The 19,897-nt window shown below is 69.9% G+C and carries 21 protein-coding genes; 5 read left to right on the plus strand and 16 right to left on the minus strand.

Annotation, left to right across the window (positions count from 1 at the left end; genetic code table 11):
- Positions 1–10: 10 nt before the first annotated feature.
- The 6 genes from Q0812_RS05965 to Q0812_RS05990 all read right to left on the minus strand — a co-directional run bounded on the left by Q0812_RS05965 (position 11) and on the right by Q0812_RS05990 (position 5,623).
- Positions 11–1,519: a CpaE/TadZ family protein gene (locus Q0812_RS05965; RefSeq protein WP_302109400.1), complete on the minus strand. Its 1,509-nt coding sequence runs from the start codon at positions 1,517–1,519 to the stop codon at positions 11–13.
- A gap of 13 nt (positions 1,520–1,532) precedes the next feature.
- Positions 1,533–2,204, minus strand: a complete 672-nt coding sequence (locus Q0812_RS05970; RefSeq protein WP_302109401.1) for a CpaD family pilus assembly lipoprotein — start codon at positions 2,202–2,204, stop codon at positions 1,533–1,535.
- A gap of 8 nt (positions 2,205–2,212) precedes the next feature.
- Positions 2,213–3,772, minus strand: a complete 1,560-nt coding sequence (locus tag Q0812_RS05975; RefSeq protein WP_302109402.1) for a type II and III secretion system protein family protein — start codon at positions 3,770–3,772, stop codon at positions 2,213–2,215.
- Entirely contained in the window at positions 3,769–4,659 is an 891-nt protein-coding gene (gene cpaB, locus Q0812_RS05980) for a Flp pilus assembly protein CpaB (protein ID WP_302109403.1), read from the minus strand. Before cpaB ends, Q0812_RS05975 begins: the two co-directional genes overlap by 4 nt.
- A 135-nt stretch (positions 4,660–4,794) precedes the next feature.
- Entirely contained in the window at positions 4,795–5,310 is a 516-nt protein-coding gene (locus tag Q0812_RS05985) for an A24 family peptidase (RefSeq protein ID WP_302109404.1), read from the minus strand.
- Between the two features lie 133 nt (positions 5,311–5,443).
- Positions 5,444–5,623, minus strand: coding sequence for a Flp family type IVb pilin (locus Q0812_RS05990; RefSeq protein ID WP_302109405.1), 180 nt, complete (start codon positions 5,621–5,623; stop codon positions 5,444–5,446).
- Positions 5,624–5,923: 300 nt separating this feature from the next.
- On the opposite strand from Q0812_RS05990, the gene Q0812_RS05995 reads away from it, so the two are divergent.
- From Q0812_RS05995 to Q0812_RS06005, 3 genes are read left to right on the plus strand one after another with little or no spacing between them, the layout of a single operon-like run.
- A complete protein-coding gene (locus tag Q0812_RS05995; RefSeq protein ID WP_302109406.1) occupies positions 5,924–6,322 on the plus strand; it encodes a pilus assembly protein N-terminal domain-containing protein in 399 nt (132 codons plus the stop codon).
- A gap of 9 nt (positions 6,323–6,331) precedes the next feature.
- Positions 6,332–6,865 (plus strand): TadE/TadG family type IV pilus assembly protein, encoded by a 534-nt coding sequence (locus Q0812_RS06000; protein WP_302109407.1) that lies wholly within the window; start codon positions 6,332–6,334, stop codon positions 6,863–6,865.
- Positions 6,859–7,431, plus strand: a complete 573-nt coding sequence (locus tag Q0812_RS06005) for a TadE/TadG family type IV pilus assembly protein (RefSeq protein WP_302109408.1) — start codon at positions 6,859–6,861, stop codon at positions 7,429–7,431. The genes Q0812_RS06000 and Q0812_RS06005 overlap by 7 nt, the downstream gene beginning before the upstream one ends.
- Here Q0812_RS06005 and Q0812_RS06010 read toward each other — a convergent pair.
- Genes Q0812_RS06010 through Q0812_RS06020 form a run of 3 tightly spaced genes read right to left on the minus strand, consistent with a single transcriptional unit; the run spans position 7,383 to position 9,663 of the window.
- Positions 7,383–8,717: an anthranilate synthase component I family protein gene (locus tag Q0812_RS06010; RefSeq protein WP_302109409.1), complete on the minus strand. Its 1,335-nt coding sequence runs from the start codon at positions 8,715–8,717 to the stop codon at positions 7,383–7,385. The genes Q0812_RS06005 and Q0812_RS06010 overlap by 49 nt on opposite strands.
- Positions 8,714–9,034, minus strand: coding sequence for a winged helix-turn-helix domain-containing protein (locus Q0812_RS06015; RefSeq protein WP_302109410.1), 321 nt, complete (start codon positions 9,032–9,034; stop codon positions 8,714–8,716). The genes Q0812_RS06010 and Q0812_RS06015 overlap by 4 nt, the downstream gene beginning before the upstream one ends.
- A gap of 2 nt (positions 9,035–9,036) precedes the next feature.
- A complete protein-coding gene (locus Q0812_RS06020; RefSeq protein WP_302109411.1) occupies positions 9,037–9,663 on the minus strand; it encodes a hypothetical protein in 627 nt (208 codons plus the stop codon).
- 78 nt (positions 9,664–9,741) lie between these two features.
- On the opposite strand from Q0812_RS06020, the gene Q0812_RS06025 reads away from it, so the two are divergent.
- Complete coding sequence (locus Q0812_RS06025; RefSeq protein WP_302109412.1) at positions 9,742–10,473, plus strand: class I SAM-dependent methyltransferase; 732 nt, start codon at positions 9,742–9,744, stop codon at positions 10,471–10,473.
- A 129-nt stretch (positions 10,474–10,602) separates the two neighbouring features.
- Here Q0812_RS06025 and Q0812_RS06030 read toward each other — a convergent pair whose 3' ends face one another.
- The 6 genes from Q0812_RS06030 to Q0812_RS06055 form a co-directional block, all read right to left on the minus strand.
- The gene (locus Q0812_RS06030; RefSeq protein ID WP_302109413.1) at positions 10,603–12,051 is read right to left on the minus strand and encodes an AMP nucleosidase; all 1,449 of its coding nucleotides are present in this window, start codon (positions 12,049–12,051) and stop codon (positions 10,603–10,605) included.
- Positions 12,052–12,093: 42 nt separating this feature from the next.
- A complete protein-coding gene (locus Q0812_RS06035) occupies positions 12,094–12,954 on the minus strand; it encodes a hypothetical protein (RefSeq protein ID WP_302109414.1) in 861 nt (286 codons plus the stop codon).
- 57 nt (positions 12,955–13,011) lie between these two features.
- Positions 13,012–13,203, minus strand: a complete 192-nt coding sequence (locus Q0812_RS06040; RefSeq protein ID WP_302109415.1) for a Trm112 family protein — start codon at positions 13,201–13,203, stop codon at positions 13,012–13,014.
- Positions 13,204–13,210: 7 nt separating this feature from the next.
- A complete protein-coding gene (locus tag Q0812_RS06045; RefSeq protein WP_302109416.1) occupies positions 13,211–13,864 on the minus strand; it encodes an LON peptidase substrate-binding domain-containing protein in 654 nt (217 codons plus the stop codon).
- 13 nt (positions 13,865–13,877) lie between these two features.
- Entirely contained in the window at positions 13,878–14,792 is a 915-nt protein-coding gene (trxA, locus tag Q0812_RS06050; RefSeq protein WP_302109417.1) for a thioredoxin, read from the minus strand.
- 111 nt (positions 14,793–14,903) lie between these two features.
- A complete protein-coding gene (locus Q0812_RS06055) occupies positions 14,904–16,742 on the minus strand; it encodes an ABC transporter ATP-binding protein (RefSeq protein WP_302109418.1) in 1,839 nt (612 codons plus the stop codon).
- Positions 16,743–16,890: 148 nt separating this feature from the next.
- Between Q0812_RS06055 and Q0812_RS06060 the strand changes: the two genes are divergently transcribed.
- Entirely contained in the window at positions 16,891–18,927 is a 2,037-nt protein-coding gene (locus tag Q0812_RS06060) for an NAD(+) synthase (RefSeq protein ID WP_302109419.1), read from the plus strand.
- A 34-nt stretch (positions 18,928–18,961) separates the two neighbouring features.
- On the opposite strand, the gene Q0812_RS06065 is transcribed toward Q0812_RS06060, so the two are convergent.
- Positions 18,962–19,834 (minus strand): alpha/beta fold hydrolase, encoded by an 873-nt coding sequence (locus tag Q0812_RS06065; protein ID WP_302109420.1) that lies wholly within the window; start codon positions 19,832–19,834, stop codon positions 18,962–18,964.
- Positions 19,835–19,897: the final 63 nt, after the last annotated feature.

Raw genomic sequence — 19,897 nt, forward strand, 5'->3', positions numbered from 1 at the left:
TCCTCCGGGCTCAGCGTTTCTTGAACAGGCCGCCCAGCAGGGACGACTTGGCGGGCTTGTCGGCCTTCTCGGCCTTGCCGGGTTTCGCGGCCTTGGCCTTGCCGGGGGCCGGCAGCATGGCCAACTCGCGCTGCGAGACGATCTGGGCCAGCGTCGTGAAGGCCTCGGCCGCCTTGGACTTGGACGCCGCCTCCATGACCATCTGGCCGTTATTGGCCGCCGCGCCGAAGATCTTGGCGTCAAAGGGCACCAGCAGCGCCGGATGCACGCCCAGGGCCGCGCCGAAGTCCTTGGCCGGAATCTCGGGCCGTCCCGGCATGCCCACCTGGTTCAGCACCACCTTGGGCGCCGCGTCGTTCGGGCGGGCCTGGCGGATCAGGTCGATGATGTTCTTGGCGTTGCGCAGGGACGCCAGGTCAGGCGCGGCGGTGATGACCACGTCATCCGCCGTCACCAGGGCGCGGCGCACCCAGGCCGACCAGGCGTGCGGCAGATCCAACACCACAAAGGGCGCGGCGCCCCGGATGCGGCCCGTCACCTCCTCGTACGCGTCGGCCGAGATGTCCCAGTCGGCGTCCAGGGTCGCGGGCGCGGCGAACAGGCTCAGCCGGTCCGTGCAGCGCACCATCATGCGGTCGATCAGGGTGGCGTCCAGCCGGTCCGGCTGGGACAGGGCGTCGGCCACGCCGTTCAGGGGGTCCTGGTTGAAGTCCAGGCCCGCCGTGCCGAAGGGCAGGTCGTAATCGACGATCAGGGTGTTGGCCGACAGGCGCTCGGCGATGGCCCAGGCGGTGTTGTGCGCCACGGTCGAGCTGCCCGAGCCGCCGCGCGCGCCGATGAAGGCCATGGTGCGCCCCACGAAGGGCTGGGCCGGATCGTTGAACAGCGAGCCGATGGCGCCGATCAGCTGCAGCGGCTGGATCGGCGCGACCAGATACTCGCTGACGCCGCGCCGCATCAGCTCGCGGTACAGCATGATGTCGTTGGCCGCGCCGATGACCACCACCTTGGTGCCCATGTCGCAGTTCTCGGCCAGGCGATCGAGGTCGGCCAGCAACTGCCCGGCGGGGGCCGCGCTCTCGACGATCACCAGGGGCGGCGTCGGTTCGTGGGCGTAGGCCTCCAGCGCGGCGGACAGGCCGCCGACGCGAATCTGGGTCGTGGCGCGCGACAGGCGGCGGTCCTGGCCCGCGCGCTCAGCGGCGGCCAGGGTGTCAGGGCGCTCGCCGAAGATGTGGATGCCGATGCGCGGCACCGAGACTTCCTGGAAGGCCTGGCTGACATGCTGGGTCAGGTCGGCCACCGGGTTGAAGGCGGGCGCGGGCGCGGCGAACCGCAGGGGCTCGCTGGGCTGGGCCGCGGCGGGCACGGTCGTCAGCGCCTGAGGCGTCAGCTCCGCTTCGGGTTCGGGCGCGGGCGGATCGAAGGCGGCCCGCTGGCCGGGCGCGGGGAAGTCGAGGTCGAGGTCGTCGAGCTCGGGGTCGAAATCCGCGGGATGGGCGCCGAAGGCGTGGGTCATATCGCTGGGCGCCTCACTGCACGGCTTCCGAGACGCGCCCGGCGCCGAGCGTGTTGCGCGCCGCCTCGGTCGCCTCGCCCGCGCGATAGGCGGTGATGACGGCGGCGCGGCGGCCCGCATCGCCCGGCGCCATGGCGGCGGGGCGCTGGATGTCGCGGGGATCGGCGATCTGGGCGGCCAGGTTGGCGTTGACCGAGCAGCCCAGGTTCAGGGCCGAACGGTTGTCGCGGGTGGCGGTCAGATTGGTGTAGTTGGCCGAGCAGTCGGGGCGAACGGCCCTGACCGTCTCGAATCCGGCCAGCACCGGCGCGCGCGGATCAGGCGCCGTATAGGCCGTCACCTGAACGCCGTTCACGCCCAGCCCGGCCAGATAGGCCTGGACGTTCCAGGCGTGGGCCTGGGCGTCCGGATCGGCTCCAGCCGGCGCCTGGACGACGATGGGGCCGGTGGCGCCGCCCTGGGCGCGCACGGCCAGGTCCCTGAGGGCCGCCTGCTGCGCCGGGCTTACGGCGCCTTGCGGATGCACCGCCAGGGCGATGCGGTCGAGGCCGGGCTCCACCTGCATGACCCAGCGCGACAGCGGCGTCAGCGGCGCCGGACCGGCGCCGCCCGCGGGCGTGGTGCAGGCGGCCAGCCCCAGCGGCAGGGCCAGGGCTGAAGCGAGGAGAAGGGGGCGCAAGGTCATCTGGCGGCTCATTCGATCACATAACCGACCGGGCCCTGCCAGCCGGCGGCGGGCGCGGCCGGGGCGCCGGGGCGATAGGCCTGGTTCAGGCGTCCGAACAGGATGGTCTGCATGTCGCTGGCGATCTGCAGGCCGTCGGCGGGGGTCTGGAAGTCGCCGGGGGCGCCGGGCCGGGTCAGATAGGCTTCGATGATGATGACCAGCTCGGTCTCGCCGGACAGGTAGTCGCGCGAGCGGAACAGGGCGCCCAGGATCGGCAGGTTGGTGGCGCCCGGCAGGCCGTCGATGTTCTGGCGCGTGCTTTCCTGAAGCAGGCCGGCGATCATCATGGCGCCGCCCGACGGCAGCTCGACCGTGTTCTCCACGCGGCGCACGGAGAAGGCCGGCAGCACCAGCGCGCCCTCCCCCTGGCCCAGGGTGAAGGAGGCGGCGTTGGAGATCTCTGAGACCTCGGTGGCGATCTGCAGCGAGATGTTGCCGTTCGACAGCACCACCGGGGTGAAGTTCAGCAGCACGCCGAAGGGCTTGTACTCGATGATGGCGTTGCCCTGGCTGTCCCGGCCCGTGGGCACGGGGAACTCGCCGCCCGCCAGGAAGTTGGCCGGCTGGCCGTTGGTCGAGGTCACGTTCGGCTCGGCCAGGGTGCGCAGCAGGCCCACACGCTCGAAGGCCTGGATGGCGGCGCGGGCGCTGTTGACGCCGCTGTTGCCCGCCACGGTCTGGTTCGTGGCCGAGCGCCAGTTGGGCACGTAGTTCGGATCGTTCGGATTGCCCGAGACGATGTCCATGCAGGTGCCGGTGACGCCCGGCGCACAGGGCACGCCCAGCATCGGTCGCTGCGTCGTGTCGACCCGGTAGCCGCCGTTCAGTCCGCCCAGCAGGCCCCCGTTGACGCCGAAGGTCGGCGAATTGCCCAGGAAGTACTGCGGCTCGCCCAGGCGGCCCAGCACGGCGTTGGTGTCGAAGCCCAGCTGCTTGACGACGGTGCGGTTCACCTCGACCACGCGCACGCGCAGCGTCACCTGGTCCGAGCCGCTGATGGACATCATGTTGACGACGCGCTCGGGGGCCACGAACTGGGCGGCCAGGCGCTGGGCCGTCTCGGCGTCGCCCGGATTGGCGGCGCGGCCGGTCAGGATCAGGCTTTCGTTGACCGCCTCGACCCGGATGTCCGAGGCCGGCAGAAGGCGACGGATGGTGGCCTCCGCCGCATCGGTGCCGGCGTCCACGCGGATGTTCAGCGTCAGGATGCGGCGGCCCGCGGCGTCGAAGAAGCTGGCGTCGGTCTGGCCCGACGCCACCCCCATGATGACGATGCGGCGCGGCGACTGCAGCACGGCGTCGGCCACCGCGGGGTTCGAGACCAGCACGTCGCGGGCGTCCACCGGCAGGTCGACCGTGGCCGAGCGGCCGCGCGGAATTGAGATGCTCTGGCTGGCCTCGCCCGTGCCCGACAGGTTCACGCGCACGGCGGACTGGGCCTGGGCGGCCACGGGCGCGGCGGCGGGCGTGAGGCCCAGGGCCACGGCAGGGATCAGGGCGGCGAGAGTCTTGAGGGGCCGCATCATTGGGTCACCACCGTTTCGGCCTGGCCGTTGCGGAAGACGCGGATCGCCGCGTTCTCGGTGCGCGGCGAGACGACCGCGCCCGACGGCCCGGCCGTGTCGGCATAGGAGCGCAGCACCAGGGACAGCTCGCCCTCGGACTTGGCCAGGGCCAGGGCCTCGGCGTCGCGGGCGCTCAGCTCCAGGGTGGCGGTGGCTCCGATGACGGCCTGCTCCTCGCCCGCCGTGGTGGCCTGGTCGATGGCCAGCACCTTGACGTTGCGCATGACGGTCGAGCTGGTGAAGCGCGAGCGGCCGGACTGATCCCCGGCCACATCGGACAGGCGCGATTCGCGCGTCAGCAGCACATCCACCCGGTCGCCCGGCAGGATGAAGCCGCCCGCGGCCGTCTCGACGGTCACGCGGATGGCCATGGCGCGCATGCCCGGCTCGAGGAAGGCGGCCATGTAGCCGCTCTGTCCGGCGCGCACGAGCTTGTGTCCCAGGATGGGCTCGCCGGCCAGGATCTGCTCGCGCACCACCGCGTCGATGAAGGCTGCGCGCGGCGTGTTGCCGGTCAGGTCTGCGGCGACGTGATTGGCCTGGGCGGCCGCAGCCTCGGCGCGCTCGCCGTCGGCCGGCGCGGCGCGCGGCGGGGCGCCGTCGGTGACATAGGCGGGGTTCAGGTTGGCCACGGGCCAGTCCTTCCACTCCATGTCGGCGGATTCGACGCGCTTGCCCACGGGCAGGTCGCGCGAGGCGACCAGCACGCGCACGGTGGGCGCGGCCTGAACCTGGGCGGTGGCGGCTTCGCTGGTGGAGGGCCCCTGGCCCATGGCGCGCACCACAAGCGCCAGCCCGATGGCCGAGACGGCGGCGATGGCGATGACGGCGATGCGGGCGGGCTTCATCCGGACCTTGCGACCTCCCCCTGGCCGCGCGCGGAACGCACGAGGCCGGCGGTTAACACTCTGCCGGTCCGCGGGTTAACGGCCCCCTAAGCCGCAAAGGTCTGCGCGGCCCAACCCCGCGGTCAGGCCCTGCGGTCAGACGCCGCGGATGAAGGTCTCGATCAACGGACTGGCCGGATAGGCGATCAGGGCGCCCGCCGCGATGGCCACGCCGTAGGGAATGTCGCCCTTGGGCTCGAGCAGCCGGCCCAACCATTGCGGCGCGCCCGCCACATAGGGCCGGGCGTGGAAGCGGGCATAGATCAGGCTGAGGCAGAACAGGCCTCCACAGACGCCGGTCCACAGCAGGAACATGCCGCCGCCGGACAGGCCCAGCCACAGCACGGTCGAAGCCATCAGCTTGGCGTCCCCGCCACCCAGCCAGCGCAGGGCGAACATGCCCATGCCCAATAGAAGGGCCACGAAGGCCACGCCCAGGTGAATCAGCACCTGCTGAAACGGCAGCCCCACCAGCCAGGCCGTGGGGAAGAACAGCACGATCAGCGCCGCCGACATCCAGTTCGGGATGGTCATGGTGGTCACGTCCTTCAGCGCCGCCGCGATGGCGATGGCGGGCAGCACGCTGAGGAAGAGCAGGGTGACGGTGTCCATGGAGCGCCTGAAGACTGCTTCGTGGCGGCGATCCTGGCGGGCGGGGATTAAGGCCAGGTTGCCGCGCAAAAGCTAAGGGCCGCGGCTTTCGCCGCGGCCCCCGCTGTTTCGTTCGGTTGGAACGTCCGTCGGCTTAGGCGCCGGCGGTGCCGCCCATGCCGGTCACGACGGCGTTGAACTTCGTCTTGATGGTCGAACCCAGGGCGGTCACGGCCGTGATGATCACGACGGCGATCAGGGCGGCGATCAGGCCATACTCGATGGCGGTGGCGCCGGACTCGTCCTTGACGAACTTGGAAACGAACTTGGTCATCTGTCTCTCCTGTTAGCGAGCAACTTTGGCTTCTTTACTCTGGGGTCAGCCGGTTGCCCGCTCACCCCCAAACACACGAGCACTTTGACCCGGCTCGCTTAACGTCAAGTAAAACGCGGAGGGTTGACTTGGATTTTTCTATAGTGAACGGATATTTACTGTTAGCATCCGTTAATCATGCGCCGGGATGCCTTGTCGAATAAGGCGTCTGTGGCGATTCAACCTTTCTTCACCAGCGAAGCGCATCTTCAGCCTCGCGCGTACGGGCGTGCGCGCCGTTTCAATGCGAGAGAGCGAACCATGGCCCGCATCCCCTTCATCTCCGCCGGCGTGGCGGTTCTGCTGATGACCGGCGCCGTCATGGCCCAGTCGCGCGGCCTCACGGTCGAGCTGGACCACAGCGCCCGCATCCAGCTGGCCGGCAGCGCCTCGTCCGTGATCGTCGGCAATCCGCGCATCGCCGACGTGACGGTGGTCAACGACCGCACCCTGTTCGTCTCGGGCCGTGGGCACGGCGTCACGGACGTGATCGTCGTCGATGCGCTGGGCCGCACCATCTACAACGGCCAGATTTCGGTCATCGCCCCGCGCGACGGCCAGGTGCGGGTCTGGCGTGGAACCCAGGCCACCGAAATGGCCTGCGGCGCCGGCTGCGCCCCTGCCGTCAGCGGCGGTCAGGCCGCCGCGGCCACGCCCTAAGGGCCGCCCATGCGCCGCGGCCGCCTTCCGATGCAGCGCTTCTTCCGCAACCGTCGCGGCGCGACGGCGGTGGAGTTCGCCCTGGTGGCCGCGCCCTTCTTCTTCGGCATGTTCGCCATCATCGAGCTGGGGCTGGTGTTCGTCCTGTCGAGCGTGCTGGACAACGCCACCCTCCAGGCGGGGCGCCTGGTGCGCACCGGTCAGATGCAGGCCGGCGACGCCGCCACTTACAAGACCGCCGTCTGCAATCGCATGAGCATCTTCAGCGGCGACTGCAACGCACGCCTGACCATCGACGTGCGGGTGGTGCCGCGCTTCGACAATCCGAACCTGCCCGACCCCTTCCGGACCACGGGCGGGACGACCACCTTCGATCCTTCGGCCATGGGCTATCAGAATAGCCAGGCGCGCGACATCGTCGTGGTTCGCAGCTGGTGGCGCCAGCCCCTGTTCACGCCCCTGATGTCCCAGGGCCTGTCCAAGCTGGGCGACGGCCAGGCCATCCTCAGCTCCACCGACGCCTTCAGGAACGAGCCATGGTGAGCCGTCTTCGCCGCATCGCGACGTTCCGCGGCGACCGTCGCGGCGTCTCGGCCGTGGAGTTCGCCCTGATCGCCCCGGCGGTCTGCGCCTTCTATCTGGGCCTGTCCGAGATGTGCCAGGGCTACATGGCGGTGCGCCGCATGGGCCACTCAGCCGCCGCCGTGACCGATCTGCTGTCCCAGGATCAGGTGGTGACGCGCGACAACATCGACGACGCCATGACCATCGGCGCGCTTCTAATGAGGCCTTTTTCCACCACCGGGCTGCGTCAGCGCGTCTCCAGCGTCACCATCGACAACCAGCGCCGCGCCAAGGTGGACTGGAGCCGGGGCTCGGGCCTCTCGGCGCGGGCGGCAGGCTCCACCGTGACCCTCCCGGACGACATGATCACCACCAACAACAACAGCCCCAAGGTGCTGAACATCGGCGACAGCATCCTGATGACCGAGGTCGAGTACGACTACGACTCGCCCGTCGATTACGTCATGCCGGCCCTGACGCGGTTCACTCAGACCTATTATCTGCGGCCGCGCCGGTCCGACTCGATCACCTGCTCCAACTGCTGACCGCATAGGGCCCGCCGGATGGCGGCGATCTTGGCCTCGGTCTCAAGGCGCTCGGAGGCCGGGTCGCTGTCCGCGGTGATCCCCGCCCCCGCCAGGGTTCTCCAGCGCCAGCCCTCCTGATCCTCGAGCAGGCCTACCGTGCGGATGAGCACCGAGGCCTCCATCGCGCCGCCGTCGGCCAGCAGGGCCAGCGAGCCGCACCAGGGACCGCGCGGACGCTCCAGCTCGGCGATGACCTTCATGGCTTCGACCTTGGGCGCGCCCGTGATCGAGCCGGGTGGGAAGGCTGCGGCCAGCACGGCGGGGGCGTCCACCCCATCGACCAGATCGCCGGCCACCACCGACTCCAGATGATGCACGTGGGGCCAGGTGCGTAGGGCGTTCAGCGCCTCGACGTGAACCGTGCCAGGCCTGCACACCCGGGCCAGATCGTTACGCATGAGATCGACGATCATCAGGTTCTCGGCCCGGTCCTTGTCGCTTTTCGTCAGATCTTCCGCCAGGGCGGCGTCCCGCGCCGGATCCGGATGGCGCGGGCGCGTACCCTTGATGGGCCGGGCGCGGACCCGCCGCACGCCCGCCTCCGCCTCGAGGGACAGGAAGCTTTCGGGCGACTGCGACACCAGGGCCGCCCCCGGCAGCCGCCACCAGGCGGCGTAGGGCGCCGGCGAGGCCTCGGTCAGGCGCGTGAACAGGTCGAAGGGGTCGGCGCCCCGCCTCAGCCGCCCGGACCAGGCCTGGGCGATATTGGCCTGGAACAGGTCGCCGCGTCCGATCCTGGCCACGACCTCGGCCACGGCCGCCTCGTAGGCGTCGGGCGGGGCCTCGGGCGTGAAGGCTTCCGAGGGCGGGCCGGGTTCAGGCGCCTCGGGATCTGGAGGGACCGCCCCCCCGATCGCCAGCACCCGTCTGCGATGATGGTCGAAGGCCAGCAGCCGCGCGTACCGCGCCGCGAACAGATCGGGCCAACCCGTTGCGCGCGGCAGGTCCAGCCGGTCGAAGGCCCCGGCCGCCTCATAGGCCAGGAGCCCGACGCCCCCCCCTGTGAACGGCGGCGGCTCGTCCACGTCCGACATTAGGGGATCGGCGCCGGTCAGGCCCCGCAGCGCCGCGAAGGGGTCGCCACCGCCGGGATCGAGGCGGACCGTCGCCTCGGGCTCCCAGGCCAGGTAGGACCAGCGCGCCTGGGGCGAGCCGTCGGACAGGGCCAGGAACGCCCACGGCCGCTCCCGCAGGGGAGCGGCCGCCGCGACCGGCTCTATCCAGGGCAGAACCTCGATGCTCAAGCGGCGCCGCCCTCGACCAGGGTCTGCATGGCCTTCAGATAGTTCAGGAAGGCGGCCCGGCCGGATCGGCTGATGGCCACGCGGGTCTGGGGCTTCTTGCCGACGAACCGCTTCTCGACCTCCACATAGCCTGCCTCCTCAAGTTTCCTCAGATGGACCGACAGGTTTCCATCGGTCAGCTGAAGGCGGCTCTTCAGGGTGGTGAACTCCGCATCGCCCGCGCTGGCCAGGAAGGCCATGATCCCCAGCCGCACGCGCCCGTGGATCACCTCGTCCAGCGCCTCGATGTCAAAGCCGGAATCGGACTGACCAGCCATGCTCACACCACGTCCGAGGGTTCCTGGCGCATGAGCACCAGCCCCGGCGCGATGGTCAGCAGCATCAGCACCCCGGCATAGACCAGATACTGGGCCGGCTCGCCCGTGAACCACGCCAGGACAGGCGCCGCCAGCCAGCCGCCATAGGCGGGCGCCCACAGCCACTTCTGCCCCGACATGGCGGCCGAAACGGCCCAGCCGGCGCCGTACAGTCCGACGATCAGGCTTGGGAAGATCAGCGCCGGCAGAGCGCTTTCGATGCGATAGCTCATGGCCGCCAGCGACAGGGCCAGGAAGAAGATGCTCAGGCCCACCGCCATCCAGGCGGTGCCCGAGGCGCGGTTGGCCGGCGACATGGCCCCCGGCATGCGTCCGACGCGGCGGCTGAGCACGGCCAGGGCGACGACGAAGGCGACGAGCGCCGCCATCCAGATCCAGGTCACATTGGCCATGCCGATGGCCAGGATGTCCGCCTGAACGGCCCAGTGCACCAGCGAGGCCGGACCGAAGATAAGGCCCGCCGCCACCAGGATAGAGCCGCCGAGCAAGGGTCCTCGCGAGCCTTCCTCGGCCATGGCCTTCATATAGGCGATGTCATCGCCGATGGATTTGATCTGGTCCCGAGTCATGCGCTCCTCCATGGGAATGATCCTGGATACCAATCTTACTTTGCATTGTAAAGTGCTTTGTGTGGAGCATCAGACCTGATGCGCCCAGCCGCCTTCAACCGCATCGCCTATGCCGAGATGGGCATCTGCAATCCCCTGGCGGACGGCGCCTTCCTGGAGGCGCTGGGCCGCGCTGACCTCCCGCCCGGCGCACGCGCCTGCGACCTCGGCTGCGGCAACGCCCACACCTCGATCCTGATGGCGGGAGCCGGACTTCAGGCGACCGCCGTCGAGCGCGACCCCGACATGGCCGAACTGGCCGCCGAGCGCATCGCGGCCCGCGGCGCCGCGGTCGAACTGAAGGTCGGCGAGGGGCTTCAGGCGCTGGACGCCCAAGAGGCCTGGTCCCTCATCGTGGCCATCGGCACCACCGCCCTGACGGACCCCGGCCCCGCCCGCTTCGCAGGCCTGGCCGCGCGGCTGGCGCCGGGCGGACGCCTGCTGTTCGGAGATCTGATGTGGAAGGCCGAGCCCGACCCCGCCTTCCGCGATCTTCTCCATCAGACCGCCGTCTATGAGAGCCACGCGGGCTGGATCGAGGCCGGGCGCGCCTCTGGCCTTCAACCGCTCTGGGACCGCGTGAGCACCGAAGCCGAGTGGGACGCCTATGCCGGCGCCATGACCGGCGCGGTCGAGGCCTGGATCGCGGCCAATCCGGATCGGCCCGAGGCCAGCGCCCTGCGCAATCGCGTGGCCCTTCTGCGCGCCATGCAGCAGGGCGAGGCGGGCCGCACCCTGGGCTTCGGGCTCTATCTGTTCGGCAAGGCGTAAGCCGCGGCTCCCGCTTTTCAGGCGGCTTGTCCACGTCAGCCGTCCCCGGCCTATTCTGAGACGCGAGGAAGGTCAGACCCATCCAGACGGATCAGACGGATCAGACGGTATATTTCGAGTGCGGCACGATCACCTGAACGGCGGCTCGTCGAAGGCGCGAAGTTTTCTGGAATGCAGGCGCGGGCCCTCCTGCCTTAGCAGGTCGATGGCCTCCAGCCCGATCTGCAGGTGCTCCGAGATCGAGCCCTCGTAAAAGCGGTTGGCCTGGCCGGGCAGCTTGATCTCGCCGTGCAGCGGCTTGTCGGACACGCACAGCAGCGTTCCGTAGGGCACGCGGAAGCGATAGCCCTGGGCCGAGACCGTGGCCGACTCCATATCCACGGCCACCGCCCGCGACTGCGAGAACCGCAGGGCCGAGCGTGAGTAGCGAAGCTCCCAGTTCCGGTCGTCCGTGGTCACCACCGTACCGGTGCGCAGGCGGTTCTTGATCTGGTCGCGGTCCTCGCCGGTGACGGTCTCGGCGGCGCGCTGCAAGGCCTGCTGGACCTCGGCGATGGGCGGGATGGGCACCTCGACCGGCAGCACGTCGTCCATGACGTGGTCGTCGCGCACATAGGCGTGGGCCAGGACGTAGTCGCCGATCTTCTGCGTCCCGCGCAGGCCGCCGCAGTGGCCGATCATCAGCCAGGCGTGCGGACGCGTCACCGCCAGGTGGTCGCAGATGGTCTTGGCGTTCGAGGGGCCGACGCCGATGTTGACCAGGCTGACGCCCTGCCAGCCCGGGGCGACCAGGTGATAGGCGGGCATCTGGTGCTTGCGCCAGGCCGCGTCCGACACCGCGCGCACCGGATCGGCCGTGTCGCGCGTGATCTTGACCCCGCCGGCGCAGGACAGGTGGGTGTAGGGGCTGCCCTCGCGGACCAGTTCGGCGCAGGCCCAGCGCACGAACTCGTCCACGTAGCGGTGGTAGTTGGTGAACAGGATGAAGGACTGCACGTCCTCCACCGGCGCGCCCGTGTAATGACGAAGGCGCGCCAGCGAATAGTCGGTCCTCAGGCCGTCGAAAAGCGACAGGGGCCGGGCCGAACCGGAGTGCTCAAAGGCGCCGTCGGCGATCTCGTCGCCGATATGGGCCAGCTCGGTGACGGGAAACAGCCGGGGCAGTTCGGCCGCCATTTCGCTGTTGGGCGCCGCCTCCAGGGCGTCCAGCACGTAGGGGTAGGGGATCTCCTGGCGCGAGGGACCCACCTCGAAGGTGGCGCCGTAGTCCTCGGCTAAAAGGCCCAGCTGTTCCAGCAGGTAGGGCCGGTAGAGGTCCGGGCGCGTGATCGTGGTGGCGAAGGCGCCCGTCTGGGACAGCCGCGCATAGGACCGGGCGCCGCCCGGCTCGGCCTTGGCGCCGCTCCAGATGACGCGCAGCTCGGGATAGACATAGGCGCCGTCGGCGCGGGCCACGGCGTCAGGGCGCCGGCCGTCCCTGACAAAGGCGGCGAGGTCGGCGCGAAGGCGGGCGATGGAGGCGTCGTAGAGCCGCGTCAGTTCGTCCAGCGCGGCGTGGGGATCGTCGAATGGCTTCATAGGCGGCCATCCTATCCGCCGGGCATGACGGTGGCGAGACGGCTAGTTGCGGGGAATCAGATCCTCGACGCGTCGTACGCTCATGTCCGTCACCGCCAGGCGGTCGCCCTCGACGGCCAGGTTGATAATGGCGTCGCCGCCGGTGGGGCAGCAGTTGCCGTCGGTCGGGCGCCACAGCTGGGTCAGGGCCATCATGGCGCCGATGCGGTAATCGACGCCCTTCCAGACCTCCAGCCCCCCGGGAAGGCGCGCGCGCATCTCGCGCTTCCAGGGCATGAGGCGCAGGTCGCGCCAGCCGCCGTCGCCCTGCCGCACATAGATCTGGTCAGCGTTTCCGTTGCCCGTGCCCATCATGCGGCCGGGCACGTGGATCAGCGTCTGGTCCATCTCGCCGCCCAGGCTGGGCGCCTCGTAGATGACGCCGTCATAGCCCCAGCCAAAGGGCCGCCAGCCGTCGCCGTCGCGCGCCAGAATGACGAAGCCGGCGCGGATACCGTCCATGTCCGTGTGCCCGCCGACGGTCTGCCAGGCCACGGCCTCGTCCCGATCCACATAGAGCAGGCCCGCGGCGGTGACGCCGCAGCCCTCCAGCGCCTGTCCGAGGCAGGTCGTGGCGATCTGCTCCCAGCTGAAGGCGCGGTCAAAGGCGCGCGCCGTTTCGATCTCGTTCTGCAGAAGGCGGACACGCGCCTCGCGGGCGCTGTCGTCCAGTTCCTGTGGGTAGTCGCGGTCGGCCTCGGCCCAGTCGTCGGCCTGATCGGCCAGCCAGCCGTCGCGGGGGCTGGCGGCGTGCGCGGCGGCCAGGGCCTGGGCCACGTCCATGCCGCCGCCCTGCGGTTGGGCTTCCACCGAGGCGCCGGCCAGCAGCGCCAGAGCCACGGCGGGGAGAAGGGAGCGCGGCATGGTCGCCTCGGCGGTATGGTCTTCGCCGAACAGCGTAACGCGCGGCGGCGCCCCCGCCTAGAGCGGCCGCGCCTCGTCCACCAGCATGATCGGCACGCCGTTGCGGATCGGATAGGCCAGCCTGGCCTTCTTGCTGATCAGCTCCTGCGCCTTGCGGTCGTACTCCAGCGTTCCGCCCGTTTCGGGGCAGACCAGGATCTCCAGCAGGCGGGGATCGACCTCAGCGGGGGTGGGAAAGGCTTCGCTCATGCGGGCCTTATTGCATGAGACCGGGCTCGTCGTCGCCGGTCTCGGCGGCGTCCATGCGCATCAGGGCCGTCAGCACCCGGCAGCGGTCGTCCACGGTCAGGGCCTCCAGAAGGGCCTGCTTCTCCTGCGGCTCGAAGGGCAGGGCCATGGACAGGCTGTTGCACAGCGCCTCCAGCGGCGCGCCCTCCGCGGCGTCCCAATCGATCTCCAGCGAGCGCTTCTCCAGATACGCCCGAAGGGCCCCGAACAGGGCCGGGTCGATGGGCCTCAGCCCGTCGGGTTTGGCCAGATCGTCGGGAAAGACGGTGAAGTCCGCCCGCACCTGGCGGTACGGCTCGTTGGAGGGCAGTTCGCTGACGATGCGAAAGCGCGACAGGCCCGACAGGGTGATCAGATAGCGCCCGTCCGAAGTCTCGGCGAAGGCGACGATCTTGCCCGCACAGCCGATGGGATGCAGCGCCGGCAGGGTGGCCGGCCCGCCCGAGGGCTGGATCATGCCGATGACCCGCTCCTGGGCCATGGCGTCGTCGATCATGGCCAGATAGCGGGGCTCGAAGATGTTGAGCGGCAGCTGGGCCCGCGGCAGCAGGATCGCGCCCGCCAGGGGAAAGACCGGCAGAACCTGCGGCAGGTCCGAGACGGTGGCGAACCCCTGGGGCAAACGGCGCCTCCCTCTAGGCGAACAGGATGGACGACAGCCTGCGCCGTCCATTCCTGGCCACGTCGGAGTTGAGACCCGCCGCCTCGAAAACGGTCAGCAGCTGTTTGCGCGCCGCCTGATCGTTCCATTCGCGGTCGCGGGCGACGATCTCGAGCAGATGGTCGGCCGCCTGCTCAAGCCGCCCCTTGGCCGCCAGCTTGCCGGCCAGGTCAAAGCGCGCCTGATGGTCGTCAGCATCCCTGGCGATCCTCGCCTCGAGGTCGGCTGCGTCGTCATCGCCGCCGCCCGCATCGCCCTGCAGGGCCAGCTGCGCCCTGACCGCCGCGATGTCCGGGTCGTTGGACGTGGGGTCGGCCATGGCCAGGGTCTGAAGCGCCTGATCGGCGTCGCCGTCGGCCAGATAGACGCGCGCCAGCCCCGCCACGGCCTTGGGGTGGCCCGGCTCGATCTGCAGAATATGCGCATAGGCCTGGGCCGCGCCGCCCAGATCGTTCAGCTTTAGAGACTCGGCGCCCAGCTCCAGCAGTTGTTCGATCTCGGGCGGAGGGCCGCCCGCGCCGCCCGTCAGCTTGCCGATGAAGGCCTGAAGCTGGCTGTCGGGCACCGCGCCCATGAAGCCGTCCACGGGCTGGCCGTCGACGAAGGCGTAGACGGTGGGGATCGACTGCACGCGCAGCTGGCCCGCATAGGCGGGGTTCTTGTCCACGTCGATCTTGACCAGCTTGACCTTGCCGCCCGCCGCGCGGACCGCCTTCTCCAGCGCCGGGGTCAGCTGGCGGCAGGGCCCGCACCAGCTGGCCCAGAAATCCACCAGCACCGGCTGCTTGCTCGACTCGGCGATGACGTCAGCGGCGAAGCTGGCGTCCGAGCCGTCCTTGATGAGGTCCTGACCGCCGGTCGTGGGCGGGGCGAAGCTGTCGGTGGGCATGGAGTTCCCGGTTCCTTGCGCAGGTCTAACGAACGAGACCGGAAAATGGTCGCACGGCCTCGTCTGCGCAATGGCGTCGCAGGGCCGATCCGGCCAGGGCCAAGGCGTGGCTCAGCCCGGTCGAGGACTTTCAGGCGCGTCGAACTCCGACACCAGATGGCCGGGGGCCACCTCTTCCAGGCGCGGAATGTACAGCGACTGGCCCGCCGTCTCGTCCACGGTCAGGCGCGAGGGCAGGAAGCGCAGGGCGCTTCTGGGGTCGAGCGGGCTGGGCGGCTCTCCGGTCAGGCGGATGCGCTTGCGGTTACGCTCCTTGTCCGGGTCCGGGATCGGCGCGGCGGACAGCAGGGCCTGGGTGTAGGGATGGCGCGCGTCGCTGTAGATGCGGGCAGCGTCGGCGGTCTCCATGACCCGGCCCATATAGAGCACCAGGATGCGGTGGCTGAGTTCGCGCACCACCGCCAGGTCATGGCTGATGAACAACATGGACAGGCCCATCTCGGCCTGAAGCTTGATGAGCAGGTCCAGAATTTCGGCCTGGATGGACACGTCCAGGGCCGATACCGCCTCGTCGCAGATGACCACCTTGGGCTCCAGGATGGTGGCCCGGGCGATGCCCACGCGCTGGTTCTGACCACCGGACAGCTCGTGCGGATAGCGGTTGATCAGGGCGGGAGACAGGCCTGCGCGCTCCATGGCGGCGCGCACACGCGCCTCGCGGTCTTTTCGTGAAAGGCCGGGTTCGTACACGTCCAGCGGCTCGCCGATGGAGCCGCCCACGGTCATGCGCGGGTCGAGGCTGGCCAGAGGGTCCTGGAAGACGATCTGCAGGTCGCGGCGGGCGGCGCGCATGCGCTTCTCGTCGCCGACGGGCAGGTCCTTGCCCAGCAGGGTCACCGCCCCGGCGGTGGGCGGGATCAGGTTCATCACGGCGCGAGCCAGGGTCGACTTGCCCGAGCCGCTTTCGCCGACGATGCCGAGGGTCTCGCCCTGGCGCAGGGTCAGATCGACGCCGTCCACGGCCCGCAGCATTTGCGGCCGTCCAAACAGGCCCTTCTTGATGGGGAAATGGACCCGGATGTCGCGCGCATCCAGCACCACGGGCGCGTCGGCGGCGATGGCTCTGATCTCCGGGCGGCCGTCGCGGCCGTCGCGGTCCAGGCGGGGGATCGAGGCCAGCAGCGTCCGTGTGTAGTCGGTCTTGGGACTGGCGAAGATGTCGCGCACCTCGCCCGCCTCGACATAGGCGCCGTCCTTCATGACGCAGACGCGGTCAGCCAGGCGAGCGATCACGCCCATGTCGTGCGTGATCAGGGCGACGGCGGTTCCGGTCTCGCGCTTCAGCTCGTCGATCAGGTCCAGGATCTCGGCCTGCACGGTCACGTCCAGCGCCGTGGTCGGTTCGTCGGCGATGAGCAGCTTGGGCTCGCACGCCATGGCCATGGCGATCATCGCCCGCTGGCGCATGCCGCCGGACAGCTCGTGCGGATACTGGTTCAGGCGCCGGGCGGCCTCCGGGATGCGGACCCGCCCCAACCATTCCAGGGCGACCTTGCGCGCCTCGTGGCCCGAAAGACCCTTGTGCTTGATCAGGGGCTCGGCGATCTGAGCCCCGATCTTCATGTGGGGCGTCAGGGCCGTCAGCGGGTCCTGGAAGATCATGGTCATGTCGCAGCCGCGGATGCGGTTCAGCTCGGCCGTCTTCAGCCCCAGCAGTTCCGTGCCGGAAAAGGTCGCCGATCCGGTCGCCCGGCCATTGGACGCCAGCAGGCCCATCACCGCCATGAAGGTCTGGCTCTTGCCTGAGCCGCTTTCACCCACCACGCCCAGGCATTCGCCCGGCGCGATGTCCAGGGACACGCCGCGCACGGCCTCGACGGGGCCGTCCTCCGTTTGGAAGGTGACGTGTAGGTCGCGGATCGACAGAACCGGCTCGGGGCGTTGTGACACGGGAACTGGCCTCGGCTGCGGATGTTCGGAAGATGAACCCTAAAGGCTTTCCGCGCGCGATCAAATCGCCAGCCCTTGCGGTGGGGCCTTCGTGGCGTCCGCGCGCCTGAACCGCTAAGGTTCAGACCCTCGAGCAGGAGACCCGCCCTTGGCGACGGCCGACCATCCCTTCTTCAGCTTCCGCACCCACGGCTTCGTTCGCGCGGGCGCGGCCACGCCCATGGTCTGCGCCGCCAATCCGGCCGAGAACGCCCGCCGCCACATCGAACTGGCCAGGCAGGCCCACGACCGCGGCTGTGAGCTCCTCGTATTTCCGGAGCTATCGCTGTCCGGCTACGCCATCGACGACCTGCTCATGCAGGACGCCGTCATCGAGGGATGCGAAGCGGCGACGCGCCGGCTGATCGAGGCGTCCGCGGACCTGAGCCCGGTGCTGGTCGTCGGGGCGCCGGTGCTGTTCCGCGACGGGCTTTTCAACTGCGGGCTGGTCATCCATCGGGGGCGCCTGCTGGGCGTGGTCCCCAAGACCTGGCTGCCGAACTATCGGGAGTACTACGAGAAGCGCTGGTTCCGCTCGGGCGCCGGGGTCAAGAACGAAGCCATCGGCTATGCGGGCCAGGCGGCTCCCTTCGGCGTCGACCTGATCTTCGAAGCCTCGAACCGCCCCGGCTTCACGTTCAACGTCGAGATCTGCGAGGACTACTGGGCGCCGGCGCCGCCCTCGACCTTCGCCGCCATGGCCGGGGCCCGCATCCTCTGCAACCTGTCGGCGTCCAACGTGCTGATCGGCAAGTCGCGCGAACGCGCCCTGCTGTCCGGCTCTCAGTCCGTAAGGGCCGTGGCCGCCTATATCTTCTCCGCCTCTGGCTTCGGCGAAAGCACCACTGACCTGGCCTGGGACGGCCAGTCCACCATCCACGAGATGGGCGATCTTCTGGCCGCGGGGCCGCGGTTCTCGATGCAGCCCAGCCTCACCCTCGCTGAGGTGGATGTGGGCCGCATCGGCCAGGAACGCCTGCGCAACGGCACCTTCGCCGGCCTGGCGCCCCAGCCTTATCGCCGCGTCGGGTTCGAGGCCGAGACCGAGGCCGTCGATCTGGGCCTCGAGCGCGAGATCGACCGCTTTCCGTTCGTGCCCGACGATCCTGAGCGACTCGACCAGGACTGCTTCGAGGCCTTCAATATCCAGGTCCAGGGCCTGGCCCGCCGGCTGCAGTCCACCTCGGGCAAGGTGGTGATCGGCGTCTCGGGCGGGCTGGATTCCACCCACGCGCTTCTGGTGGCCTGCCGCGCCATGGACGCGCTCGGCAAGCCCCGCACGGACGTCCTGGGCTTCACCATGCCGGGCTTCGGCACCAGCGACGCCACCAAGTCCAACGCCTGGCGGCTAATGAAGGGCCTAGGGATCACCGCCGACGAGATCGACATCAGGCCCGCCGCCCTGGCCATGCTGGAGGCCATCGGCCACCCCTACGCCAGGGGCGAGCCGGTCCACGACGTCACCTTCGAGAACGTGCAGGCGGGCCTGCGCACCGACCACCTGTTCCGCCTGGCGAACCAGCGCGGCGGGCTTGTGCTGGGCACGGGTGATCTGTCGGAGATCGCGCTGGGCTGGTCCACCTACGGCGTCGGCGATCAGATGAGCCACTACAACGTCAACGGCGGCGTCCCCAAGACGCTGATTCAGCACCTGATCCGCTGGGTCGCCGACCGCGAAGCCGACCCTGACGTCAAGGACGTGCTGGCCGGCATTCTCGCCACGCCCATTTCGCCCGAACTCAAGCCCGCGACGCTCGGGGAACAGGTCCAGGACACCCAGGCCGTGGTCGGCCCCTATGAGCTGCAGGACTTCACCCTCTACTACGCCAGCCGCTACGGCCTTAAGCCATCCAAGATCGCCTTCCTGCTGCACCACGCCTGGAGCGATGTCGGCCGCGGCGCCTGGCCGCCCTCGCACCCGGAGGACCAGCGCCGCGCCTATGACCTGCCGACCCTGCTGAAATGGCTGGAGGTGTTCGTCAGCCGCTTCTACGGCTTCTCGCAGTTCAAGCGCTCCGCCATGCCCAACGGGCCCAAGGTGGTGGGCGGCGGCTCGCTGTCGCCGCGCGGCGACTGGCGGGCCCCGTCGGACGTCTCCGCCGACGTCTGGCTTGAGGAGTTGCGGGCCAATACGCCCCACCGCTGAGGCGCCCGGCTAGGCGCCGCTCGACGGCCGGTCATCAGGGCAGCTCGCCCAGGAACCGCTCGATCGCGCCCACCGCCTCAGGTTCATCCAGCATCGGGGCGTGACCGACGCCCGGAACATCGACCCGCCGCATGGAGGGGGCCCGCGCCTGCATCCGGTCCGCGATCTCGGCGCTGAGCAGGTCAGAGGTCGCGCCCCGGACCAGCAGCATCGGCGCCGCCTCGGCCAGCCCCTCGAAGAAGGGCCAGAGGTCCGGGACCAGGGCCGCCTGCCCCGCCACACGGATTGGAACGGCGATGTCGGGGTCGTAGGCCAGCTCCAGCCCGCCGCCCGGCTTGTCGCGATAGATGCGGCGGGCGAAGGACAGCCAGTCCGCGTCGGTGTAGTGCGGGAAGGCGACGCCGTTGATCTTCCTGGCGAAGGCGGCCGCGGCGTCCCAGTCGGCGGCGTCGGAGGGCTCGCCCGCATAGGCGGCGACGCGCGCCAGACCCCTGGGGTCGAGTTCCGGCCCCACATCGTTCAGCACCGTCCCGGCGATCAGGTCGGCATGGGTGGCCGCCAGGGTCATGGTGATCAGCCCGCCCATGGACGTGCCGATGAAGATCGCCCGCTCCAGGCCCGCCTGGTCGAACAGGGCGGCCACGTCGGCCGCGTACATGGCCGGCTGATAGGTCATGGGATCCCGGGCCCGCTCGGAACGTCCGCGGCCGCGGACGTCGATGGCGATGACGCGCCGGCCGCCCTGCGCCAGCCTCGGCGCCAAGGCTTCGAAGTCGGCGCTGTTGCGGGTCAGGCCGTGGATGCAGACCACCGGCAGGCGGAACGGGCCCGGCGCGGCGGCGTAGCTGCGGGCGTAGAGGCGCAGTCCATCGGACGACGTCCAGTATCGGTCGACGTAATCAGCCATATCGTCCCCCCCGGTCCGAGGGCGACAGCCTACGTGTTCAGACAAGGAAATAAAACTGGGGCT

The sequence above is a fragment of the Peiella sedimenti genome (assembly GCF_030504955.1).
In the GTDB taxonomy this organism is placed as follows: domain Bacteria; phylum Pseudomonadota; class Alphaproteobacteria; order Caulobacterales; family Caulobacteraceae; genus Brevundimonas; species Brevundimonas sedimenti.

Coding starts and splice junctions, on each gene's coding strand:
- Q0812_RS05970 (WP_302109401.1), bottom strand. CDS start 2,204: ATGACCTTGCGCCCCCTTCTCCTCGCTTCAGCCCTGGCCCTGCCGCTG.
- Q0812_RS05965 (WP_302109400.1), bottom strand. CDS start 1,519: ATGACCCACGCCTTCGGCGCCCATCCCGCGGATTTCGACCCCGAGCTC.
- Q0812_RS06065 (WP_302109420.1), bottom strand. CDS start 19,834: ATGGCTGATTACGTCGACCGATACTGGACGTCGTCCGATGGACTGCGC.
- Q0812_RS06025 (WP_302109412.1), top strand. CDS start 9,742: ATGCGCCCAGCCGCCTTCAACCGCATCGCCTATGCCGAGATGGGCATC.
- Q0812_RS05995 (WP_302109406.1), top strand. CDS start 5,924: ATGGCCCGCATCCCCTTCATCTCCGCCGGCGTGGCGGTTCTGCTGATG.
- Q0812_RS05990 (WP_302109405.1), bottom strand. CDS start 5,623: ATGACCAAGTTCGTTTCCAAGTTCGTCAAGGACGAGTCCGGCGCCACC.
- Q0812_RS05985 (WP_302109404.1), bottom strand. CDS start 5,310: ATGGACACCGTCACCCTGCTCTTCCTCAGCGTGCTGCCCGCCATCGCC.
- Q0812_RS06005 (WP_302109408.1), top strand. CDS start 6,859: ATGGTGAGCCGTCTTCGCCGCATCGCGACGTTCCGCGGCGACCGTCGC.
- Q0812_RS06015 (WP_302109410.1), bottom strand. CDS start 9,034: ATGGCTGGTCAGTCCGATTCCGGCTTTGACATCGAGGCGCTGGACGAG.
- Q0812_RS06020 (WP_302109411.1), bottom strand. CDS start 9,663: ATGACTCGGGACCAGATCAAATCCATCGGCGATGACATCGCCTATATG.
- Q0812_RS05975 (WP_302109402.1), bottom strand. CDS start 3,772: ATGATGCGGCCCCTCAAGACTCTCGCCGCCCTGATCCCTGCCGTGGCC.
- Q0812_RS06040 (WP_302109415.1), bottom strand. CDS start 13,203: ATGAGCGAAGCCTTTCCCACCCCCGCTGAGGTCGATCCCCGCCTGCTG.
- Q0812_RS06030 (WP_302109413.1), bottom strand. CDS start 12,051: ATGAAGCCATTCGACGATCCCCACGCCGCGCTGGACGAACTGACGCGG.
- Q0812_RS06000 (WP_302109407.1), top strand. CDS start 6,332: ATGCGCCGCGGCCGCCTTCCGATGCAGCGCTTCTTCCGCAACCGTCGC.
- trxA (WP_302109417.1), bottom strand. CDS start 14,792: ATGCCCACCGACAGCTTCGCCCCGCCCACGACCGGCGGTCAGGACCTC.
- cpaB (WP_302109403.1), bottom strand. CDS start 4,659: ATGAAGCCCGCCCGCATCGCCGTCATCGCCATCGCCGCCGTCTCGGCC.
- Q0812_RS06035 (WP_302109414.1), bottom strand. CDS start 12,954: ATGCCGCGCTCCCTTCTCCCCGCCGTGGCTCTGGCGCTGCTGGCCGGC.